The following is an 8,769-nucleotide window of genomic DNA, read 5'->3' on the forward strand; positions in this document are numbered from 1 at the left end:
GGGAGATGTGACGGCAATGGCTACGGAAACTCCCCAGCTCAACGCAGCATGTGCCGTCCACGTCCCGGGCAGTCCGCGGTGACGGCAGCCCGCACGGCGCAGGACCTGGAGCGCGCCACCCTGGACAAGGCCGCGAGCGAGAACTTCCCCGTGGCCCCCTTCTTCCTGCCCGGGGCCTGGCGCGACGACCTCATGGCCGTGTACGGCTTCGCCCGCCTGGTGGACGACATCGGCGACGGCGACCTCGCACCCGGCGGCGCCGACGCCCGCGCCCTCGGGGTGCCGCCCGCCGCGGCCGGGGACCGGCTCGCCCTCCTGGACGCCTTCGAGGCCGATCTGCGCCGGGTCTTCGACGGCACCCCGCGCCACCCGCTGCTGCGCCGCCTGCAGCCCACGGCCCGCCGCCGCTCCCTCACCCCGGAGCCGTTCCTGGGCCTGATCGCCGCCAACCGCCAGGACCAGCTCGTGCGGCGCTACGAGACCTACGACGACCTCCTCGCCTACTGCGAGCTGTCCGCGAACCCCGTCGGGCGCCTCGTCCTCGCCGTCACCGGCACCGCGACCCCGGAGCGGATCCGGCTGTCCGACGCGATCTGCACCGCGCTGCAGATCGTCGAGCACCTGCAGGACGTCGCCGAGGACCTCGGCCGGGACCGGATCTACCTGCCGGCCGAGGACATGAAACGTTTCCACGTCCAGGAAACCGACCTCGCCGCGAAAACCGCGAGCGCTTCGGTGCGCGCCCTGGTTGCATACGAGGCACAACGCGCCCGCGATCTGCTGAATGAAGGCGCCCCCCTGGTGGGTAGCGTCCACGGCAGGTTGAAGCTGCTGCTCGCGGGGTTCGTGGCGGGGGGAAGGGCGGCGGTCCGCGCGATCGCCGCCGCCGAATACGACGTACTTCCCGGCCCGCCCAGGCCCGGCAAGCTGCAGTTGCTGCGTGAGGCGGGCGCGACTCTGCGAGGAGAGGGGTGATCCGGACCGTGGAGTCTGTGCCGCACGTGTCCGCACCGGTACTCGCCGCCTACGGCTACTGCGAGGCCGTCACCGGGCAGCAGGCCCGCAACTTCGCCTACGGCATCCGGCTGCTGCCGACGCCCAAGCGGCGTGCCATGTCCGCGCTCTACGCGTTCTCCCGGCGCGTCGACGACATCGGCGACGGCGGTCTGCCGGGCGAGGTGAAGGTCGCGCGGCTCGAGGACACCCGGGCCCTGCTCACCCGGATCCGCGCCGGGGAGATCGAGGAGGACCACACCGACCCGGTGGCGGTGGCGCTCGCCCATGCCGCGCGCGCCTTCCCGATCCCGCTGGGCGGCCTGGACGAGCTGATCGACGGCGTCCAGATGGACGTGCGCGGGGAGACGTACGAGACCTGGGACGACCTGAAGGCCTACTGCCGCTGCGTGGCCGGCGCCATCGGCCGCCTCTCGCTCGGCGTGTTCGGCACGGAGCCGGGCGCGCGCGGCTCCGAACGCGCCCCCGAGTACGCCGACACGCTGGGCCTCGCGCTCCAGCTCACCAACATCCTCCGGGACGTCCGCGAGGACGCCCAGGGCGGGCGCACCTACCTGCCCGCCGACGACCTGGCCAAGTTCGGCTGCTCGGCCGGCTTCGACGGGCCCACCCCACCGCAGGGCTCCGACTTCGCCGGCCTCGTGCACTTCGAGGTGCGACGGGCCCGCGCCCTGTTCGCCGAGGGCTACCGGCTGCTCCCCATGCTCGACCGGCGCAGCGGCGCCTGCGTGGCCGCCATGGCCGGCATCTACCGCCGGCTGCTGGACCGCATCGAGCGCGACCCCGAGGCCGTGCTGCGCGGCCGGGTCTCGCTGCCCGGGCGCGAGAAGGCCTACGTCGCCGTGCGCGGCCTCTCCGGCCTCGACGCCCGGCACGTCTCCCGGCAGACCGTCAGGAGGCGCGCCTGATGGGCCCCGTGGAACCGTCCGGCTCCGGCCGCCCGGCGCGGCGGGCAACCCCGCGCCACGGCGTGGCGTCCCTCACTGCGACGGCCGAACGTGCACCGTTCATCCAGCACGCCCGGCACGCACGGAAGGACGCAGGATGAGCGACGGCTCCCGCGCCGCACAGGCGCACGCCGGTGCGCCGGCGCCGGGCACGGCGGGGCGGCGCACCGCCGTCGTGGTCGGCGGCGGTCTCGCCGGCATCACCGCGGCGCTCGCGCTGGCCGACGCGGGCGTCGGCGTCACGCTCCTCGAAGGCAGACCCAGGCTGGGCGGCCTCGCCTTCTCCTTCCGGCGCGGCGACCTGACCGTCGACAACGGCCAGCACGTGTACCTGCGCTGCTGCACCGCCTACCGCTGGTTCCTCGACCGGATCGAGGGCACGGCGCTGGCGCCGTTGCAGGACCGCCTGGACGTGCCCGTCGTCGACGTCGCCAGGCCCGAGGGCAGACGGCTCGGCAGGCTGCGGCGCGACCCGCTGCCCGTCCCCCTCCACCTGGGGCGCAGCCTGGCCACCTATCCGCACCTCTCGCTCGCCGAGCGCGCCGCCGTCGGGCGTGCCGCGCTCGCGCTCAAGGGGCTCGACCCCGCCGATCCGGCCCTGGACGACCAGGACTTCGGCGGCTGGCTGGCCGCGCACGGCCAGTCGGCGCGCGCCATCGAGGCCCTGTGGGACCTGGTCGGCGTCGCCACCCTCAACGCGGTCGCGGGCGACGCCTCACTGGGGCTCGCCGCGATGGTGTTCAAGACCGGTCTGCTGTCCGACCCGGGCGCCGCCGACATCGGCTGGGCGAGCGTCCCGCTGGGCGAACTGCACGACCGGCTGGCCCGCAAGGCGCTCGACTCCGCGGGCGTCCGTACCGAGGTCCGTACACGCGTCACCTCCGTCTCCCACAGCGAGAACGGAGGCTGGAGCGTTCAGGTTCCCGGCGAGACGCTCGCCGCGGACGCGGTCGTCCTCGCCGTACCCCAGCGCGAGACGCACGGCCTGCTGCCGCCCGGCGCCCTGGACGCCCCCGAGCGGCTGCTGCGGATCGCCACCGCGCCCATCCTCAACGTGCACGTCGTCTACGACCGCCCGGTGCTCGCCCGGCCCTTCCTCGCCGCGCTCGGCACCCCCGTGCAGTGGGTCTTCGACCGCACCGACGCCTCCGGGCTGCGCGAGGGCCAGTACCTCGCGGTGTCCCAGTCGGCCGCGCAGGACGACATCGACGAACCGGTCTCCGTGCTGCGCGAGCGCTACCTGCCCGAGCTGGAACGGCTGATCCCGGGCACGCGCGGCGCCGTGGTGAGGGACTTCTTCGTGACCCGGGAGCGCACGGCGACGTTCGCCCCCACCCCCGGCGTCGGCCGGCTGCGGCCCGGCGCCCGCACCAAGGCCCCCGGCCTGTACCTGGCCGGAGCGTGGACCGCCACCGGGTGGCCCGCGACCATGGAGAGTGCGGTCCGCAGCGGCGTGAGCGCGGCCGACGCCGCGCTGGGCGCCCTGGGCCGGCCCCGCCCCGCCCGCCTCTTCGCGTTCGAGGAGGCGGCCTGATGACCCGGCGACACGCGGCGGGGCCCCGCACCCCCGGTAGAGCAACAACAGGAGAGACTGTGCCCACTGTGCCCCCTGCCTCGACGGCCGACCCGAGGCCCGCGGTGGACGTGACCACGCTGCTGGAGCGCGGCCGCACCCTGGCCACCCCGGTCCTGCGCGCGGCCGTCGACCGCCTGGCGCCGCCCATGGACACCGTCGCCGCCTACCACTTCGGCTGGATCGACGCCGCGGGCAACCCGGCCGACGGGGACGGCGGCAAGGCCGTCCGCCCGGCACTCGCCGTGCTCTCCGCCGAGGTCACCGGCGCCGCCCCCGAGGCGGGCGTGCCCGGCGCGGTCGCCGTCGAACTCGTCCACAACTTCTCGCTGCTGCACGACGACCTGATGGACGGCGACGAGCAGCGCCGGCACCGCGACACCGTCTGGAAGGTGCACGGCCCCGCCCAGGCCATCCTGGTCGGCGACGCCCTGTTCGCGCTCGGCAACGAGGTACTGCTGGAACTCGGCACCGTCGAGGCCGGCCGCGCCACCCGCCGGCTGACCACCGCCACCCGCGCCCTGATCGACGGTCAGGCCCAGGACATCTCCTACGAGCACCGCGACCGCGTCAGCGTCGAGGAGTGCCTGGAGATGGAGGGCAACAAGACCGGCGCGCTGCTCGCCTGCGCCTCCTCGATCGGCGCGGTGCTCGGCGGCGCGGACGACGCCACCGCCGACGCGCTGGAGCGCTACGGCTACCACCTCGGCCTCGCCTTCCAGGCCGTCGACGACCTCCTCGGCATCTGGGGCGACCCGGAGGCCACCGGCAAGCAGACCTGGAGCGACCTGCGCCAGCGCAAGAAGTCCCTGCCGGTGGTGGCCGCGCTCGCGGCGGGCGGCGACGCCTCCGAGCGGCTCGGCGAGATCCTCGCCGCCGACGCCAAGAGCAGCGACTTCGAGAACTTCTCCGAGGAGGAGTTCGCGGCCCGGGCCGCCCTCATCGAGGAGGCCGGCGGCCGCGAGTGGACGGCCGGGGAGGCGCGCAGGCAGCACGCGATCGCCGTCGAGGCCCTCGACGCCGTCGACATGCCCGAACGGGTGAGGGCCGCCTTCACGGCGCTCGCCGATTTCGTCGTCGTACGGAAGAGATGATCACTATCGGTCGAATAGCCCTCGCGTAGTCGCCGGCCGGTGTCGAGGATGACGGCACCGGCCGACGGCGGACCCACAGCAGCACGACTCGCACGACTGCACGAAGGGGAAGCCATGACAGCGACGACCGACGGAAGCACCGGAGCGACCCTGCCGCCCCGCGCAGCCGCGGCCAGCGAAACAGACGTCACCACCCCCGCGGCGGCCGGGGTACCAGAAGCCGCCCGAAGCGCCGCGCGGCGCGCCACCGACTTCCTGCTCGCCCGGCAGGACGCCCAGGGCTGGTGGAAGGGCGACCTCGAGACGAACGTCACGATGGACGCCGAGGACCTGCTGCTCCGCCAGTTCCTGGGCATCCTGGACGAGGAGACGGTCCGGGCCGCCGCCCTGTTCATCCGCGGCGAGCAGCGCCCGGACGGCACCTGGGCCACCTTCTACGGCGGCCCCGGCGAACTGTCCACCACCATCGAGGCGTACGTCGCGCTGCGCCTGGCCGGCGACGCCCCCGACGCCCCGCACATGGCGAAGGCCTCCGCCTGGGTCCGTGAGCAGGGCGGCATCGCCGCCTCCCGGGTCTTCACCCGCATCTGGCTCGCCCTGTTCGGCTGGTGGAAGTGGGAGGACCTGCCCGAACTCCCGCCGGAGCTGATCTACTTCCCGCGCTGGATGCCGCTCAACATCTACGACTTCGGATGCTGGGCCCGGCAGACCATCGTCCCGCTGACCATCGTCTCGGCCAAGCGCCCGGTCCGCCCGGCCCCCTTCCCGCTGGACGAGCTGCACACCGACCCCGCCGACCCCAACCCGGCCAGGCCCCTCGCGCCGGTGGCGAGCTGGGACGGCGCCTTCCAGCGCCTGGACAAGGCGCTGCACCGGCTGCGCAAGGTGGTCCCGCGCCGGCTGCGCGGGGCCGCGATGAACACCGCCGCCCGCTGGATCATCGAACGGCAGGAGAACGACGGCTGCTGGGGCGGCATCCAGCCCCCGGCCGTGTACTCGGTCATCGCCCTGCGGCTGCTCGGCTACGACCTCCAGCACCCGGTGATGCGCGAGGGCCTCGCCTCGCTGGACCGCTTCGCCGTGTGGCGCGAGGACGGCGCCCGGATGATCGAAGCCTGCCAGTCCCCGGTGTGGGACACCTGCCTCGCCACCATCGCGCTCGTCGACGCGGGCCTGCCCGTCGACCACCCGCAACTGGTCAGGGCGGCCGACTGGATGCTCGGCGAGGAGATCGTCCGGCCCGGCGACTGGGCCGTCAAGCGGCCCCAACTGCCGCCCGGCGGATGGGCGTTCGAGTTCCACAACGACAACTACCCGGACATCGACGACACCGCCGAGGTGGCCCTCGCGCTGCGCCGGGTCCGCCACCACGACCCCGAACGGGTGGACCACGCCATCGGCCGCGCGGTGCGCTGGAACCTGGGGATGCAGTCGAGGAACGGCGCGTGGGGCGCCTTCGACGTCGACAACACCAGCCCGTTCCCCAACCGGCTGCCGTTCTGCGACTTCGGCGAGGTCATCGACCCGCCGTCCGCGGACGTGACCGCGCACGTGGTGGAGATGCTGGCCGCCGAGGGCCTGGCCCACGACCCGCGCACCCGGCGCGGCATCGACTGGCTGCTCGCCGAACAGGAGGCGGACGGCTCCTGGTTCGGGCGCTGGGGCGTCAACTACCTGTACGGCACCGGCTCCGTGGTGCCCGCGCTCACCGCGGCCGGCCTGCCCGGCTCGCACCCCGCGATCCGGCGGGCGGTGGCCTGGCTGGAGCGGGTGCAGAACGACGACGGCGGCTGGGGCGAGGACCTGCGCTCCTACAAGCACGTCAAGGAGTGGAGCGGCCGCGGCGCCTCCACCGCCTCGCAGACCGCCTGGGCGCTGATGGCGCTGCTCGCGGCGGGGGAGCGGGACTCGCGGGCCGTGGAGCGCGGCGTCCAATGGCTGGCCGCCACCCAGCGGGAGGACGGCTCCTGGGACGAGCCGTACTTCACCGGCACCGGTTTCCCCTGGGACTTCTCCATCAACTACCACCTGTACCGGCAGGTGTTCCCGCTCACCGCGCTCGGCCGCTACCTGCACGGCGACCCCTTCGAGCGGCCGCCGCTCGCCCGGGCCAGGAGGACCCACTCCGACGGCAGGAAGCCGCTGCCCGGGGCCACGGTGAGCTGAGGTGAGCACCCGGCCCGCCGCGTCCGCCCTGCTGATCGCCTGCGCGCTCGGCATCGAGCACCTCGCCCTGCGCACCGGAGACCGGGGCGGGGCGAGCGGGCCGGTCACCTTCGTCCGTACCGGCATGGGCGCCCGGGCGGCGGAACGGTCCGTCACCCGGCACCTGTCCGAACCGGGGCTCACCGCCGCGGCCGTCCTGGCCACCGGCTTCTGCGCCGGACTCGTCCCCGGCATGCACCCCGGCGACCTGGTCGTCGCCGAGGAGACCCGGGACCCGCGCGGGACCGTCCCGTGCGTGGGCACCGAACCGCTCGTCGAGGAACTCGCCCGGGTCCTGCCCGGGCGCACCGTCCACACCGGGCCGCTCATCGGCTCCGACCACGTCGTGCGCGGCCCGGAGCGGGCCGCGCTGGGCTCGACCGGCGCGATCGCGGTCGACATGGAGTCGGCGGCCACCCTGCTGAGCGCCGTGCGCGCCGGTGGGCGCCCGGTTGCGGCCGTACGGGTGGTGGTGGACGCTCCTGAACACGAACTCGTCCGGATCGGCACGGTACGCGGTGGTATATCGGCCTTCCGCGTGCTCCGCTCCGTTCTTCCCGCATTTTATGAATGGCACCGTTCTTTGTCGCTCCCCCGGAGGTGAGCCAGATGGCCATGCCGTTGCGTCAGTCCATCAAGGTCGCTACATACCTGGCCGAACAGAAACTTCGCAGGCGGGACAAGTTTCCGCTCATCGTCGAGCTGGAACCGCTCTTCGCCTGCAACCTCAAGTGCGAGGGCTGCGGCAAGATCCAGCACCCCGCCGGCGTGCTCAAGCAGCGCATGCCGGTCGCCCAGGCCGTGGGCGCGGTGCTCGAGTCCGGTGCGCCGATGGTGTCCATCGCCGGCGGTGAACCGCTGATGCACCCGCAGATCGACGAGATCGTGCGCCAGCTCGTGGCCAAGCGGAAGTACGTCTTCCTCTGCACCAACGCGATGCTGCTGCGCAAGAAGATGGACAAGTTCACGCCCTCGCCCTACTTCGCCTTCGCGGTCCACATCGACGGACTGCGGGAGCGGCACGACGAGTCGGTCGCGAAGGAGGGCGTGTTCGACGAGGCGGTGGCGGCCATCAAGGAGGCCAAGCGGCGCGGTTTCCGGGTGACCACCAACTCCACCTTCTTCAACACCGACACCCCGCAGACGATCGTCGAGGTGCTCAACTTCCTCAACGACGACCTGGAGGTGGACGAGATGATGATCTCGCCCGCCTACGCCTACGAGAAGGCGCCCGACCAGGAGCACTTCCTGGGCGTGGAGCAGACCCGCGAGCTGTTCCGCAAGGCGTTCGCCGGCGGCAACCGCCGCAAGTGGCGGCTCAACCACTCGCCGCTCTTCCTGGACTTCCTGGAGGGCAAGGTCGACTTCCCGTGCACGGCCTGGGCGATCCCGAACTACTCGCTCTTCGGCTGGCAGCGCCCCTGCTACCTGATGAGCGACGGCTACGTGCCGACGTACCGCGAGCTCATCGAGGAGACCGACTGGGACAAGTACGGCCGCGGCAAGGACCCGCGGTGCGCCAACTGCATGGCGCACTGCGGCTACGAGCCCACCGCCGTCCTCGCCACCATGGGCTCCCTGAAGGAGTCGCTGCGGGCCATGCGCGAGACCGTCTCCGGCAACCGTGAGTGACGCCGTGACCGCCGTCCCCCTGGGCATCCCCGAGGTACCGGCCCGCCCGGTCGCGCCGCGGCGTCCGTCGCGGCGGATCCAGGTCGGAACCGTGGCGGTCGGGGGCGGAGCCCCGGTCTCGGTCCAGTCGATGACGACGACCCGCACGTCGGACATCGGCGCCACCCTGCAGCAGATCGCTGAGCTGACCGCGTCCGGCTGCCAGATCGTCCGTGTCGCCTGCCCCACGCAGGACGACGCGGACGCTCTCGCGACGATCGCCCGCAAGTCGCAGATCCCGGTCATCGCGGACATCCATTTCCAG

General features: G+C 73.3%; 9 protein-coding genes. All 9 read left to right on the forward strand.

The genetic code is table 11. The features are described from left to right. Positions 1–48: 48 nt before the first annotated feature. Positions 49–975 carry a squalene synthase HpnC gene (gene hpnC, locus TNCT1_RS32965; RefSeq protein WP_373920523.1) on the forward strand — a complete coding sequence of 309 codons (927 nt, stop codon included), beginning with the start codon at positions 49–51 and terminating at the stop codon, positions 973–975. After that, positions 972–1,922, forward strand: a complete 951-nt coding sequence (gene hpnD, locus TNCT1_RS32970; protein ID WP_143639512.1) for a presqualene diphosphate synthase HpnD — start codon at positions 972–974, stop codon at positions 1,920–1,922. Before hpnC ends, hpnD begins: the two co-directional genes overlap by 4 nt. Then, on the forward strand, positions 1,922–2,062 hold the full coding sequence (locus TNCT1_RS37040) for a DUF6380 family protein (protein ID WP_360670429.1): 141 nt from the start codon (positions 1,922–1,924) through the stop codon (positions 2,060–2,062). The genes hpnD and TNCT1_RS37040 overlap by 1 nt, the downstream gene beginning before the upstream one ends. Beyond that, positions 2,059–3,495: a hydroxysqualene dehydroxylase HpnE gene (gene hpnE, locus TNCT1_RS32975; protein WP_174266534.1), complete on the forward strand. Its 1,437-nt coding sequence runs from the start codon at positions 2,059–2,061 to the stop codon at positions 3,493–3,495. The genes TNCT1_RS37040 and hpnE overlap by 4 nt, the downstream gene beginning before the upstream one ends. Beyond that, positions 3,495–4,628: a polyprenyl synthetase family protein gene (locus TNCT1_RS32980; protein ID WP_143639515.1), complete on the forward strand. Its 1,134-nt coding sequence runs from the start codon at positions 3,495–3,497 to the stop codon at positions 4,626–4,628. Before hpnE ends, TNCT1_RS32980 begins: the two co-directional genes overlap by 1 nt. 114 nt (positions 4,629–4,742) lie before the next feature. Next, positions 4,743–6,794 carry a squalene--hopene cyclase gene (shc, locus tag TNCT1_RS32985; RefSeq protein WP_143639519.1) on the forward strand — a complete coding sequence of 684 codons (2,052 nt, stop codon included), beginning with the start codon at positions 4,743–4,745 and terminating at the stop codon, positions 6,792–6,794. A gap of 1 nt (position 6,795) precedes the next feature. Continuing rightward, positions 6,796–7,437, forward strand: a complete 642-nt coding sequence (locus TNCT1_RS32990) for a 1-hydroxy-2-methyl-2-butenyl 4-diphosphate reductase (RefSeq protein ID WP_143639522.1) — start codon at positions 6,796–6,798, stop codon at positions 7,435–7,437. A 5-nt stretch (positions 7,438–7,442) separates the two neighbouring features. Next, a complete protein-coding gene (gene hpnH, locus TNCT1_RS32995; RefSeq protein WP_143639525.1) occupies positions 7,443–8,465 on the forward strand; it encodes an adenosyl-hopene transferase HpnH in 1,023 nt (340 codons plus the stop codon). A 4-nt stretch (positions 8,466–8,469) separates the two neighbouring features. Next, positions 8,470–8,769: flavodoxin-dependent (E)-4-hydroxy-3-methylbut-2-enyl-diphosphate synthase (locus TNCT1_RS33000; RefSeq protein ID WP_160160448.1), on the forward strand; the 300-nt coding region annotated here is incomplete at its 3' end.

It is taken from the genome of Streptomyces sp. 1-11 (assembly GCF_007176755.1).
Taxonomy (GTDB): domain Bacteria; phylum Actinomycetota; class Actinomycetes; order Streptomycetales; family Streptomycetaceae; genus Streptomyces.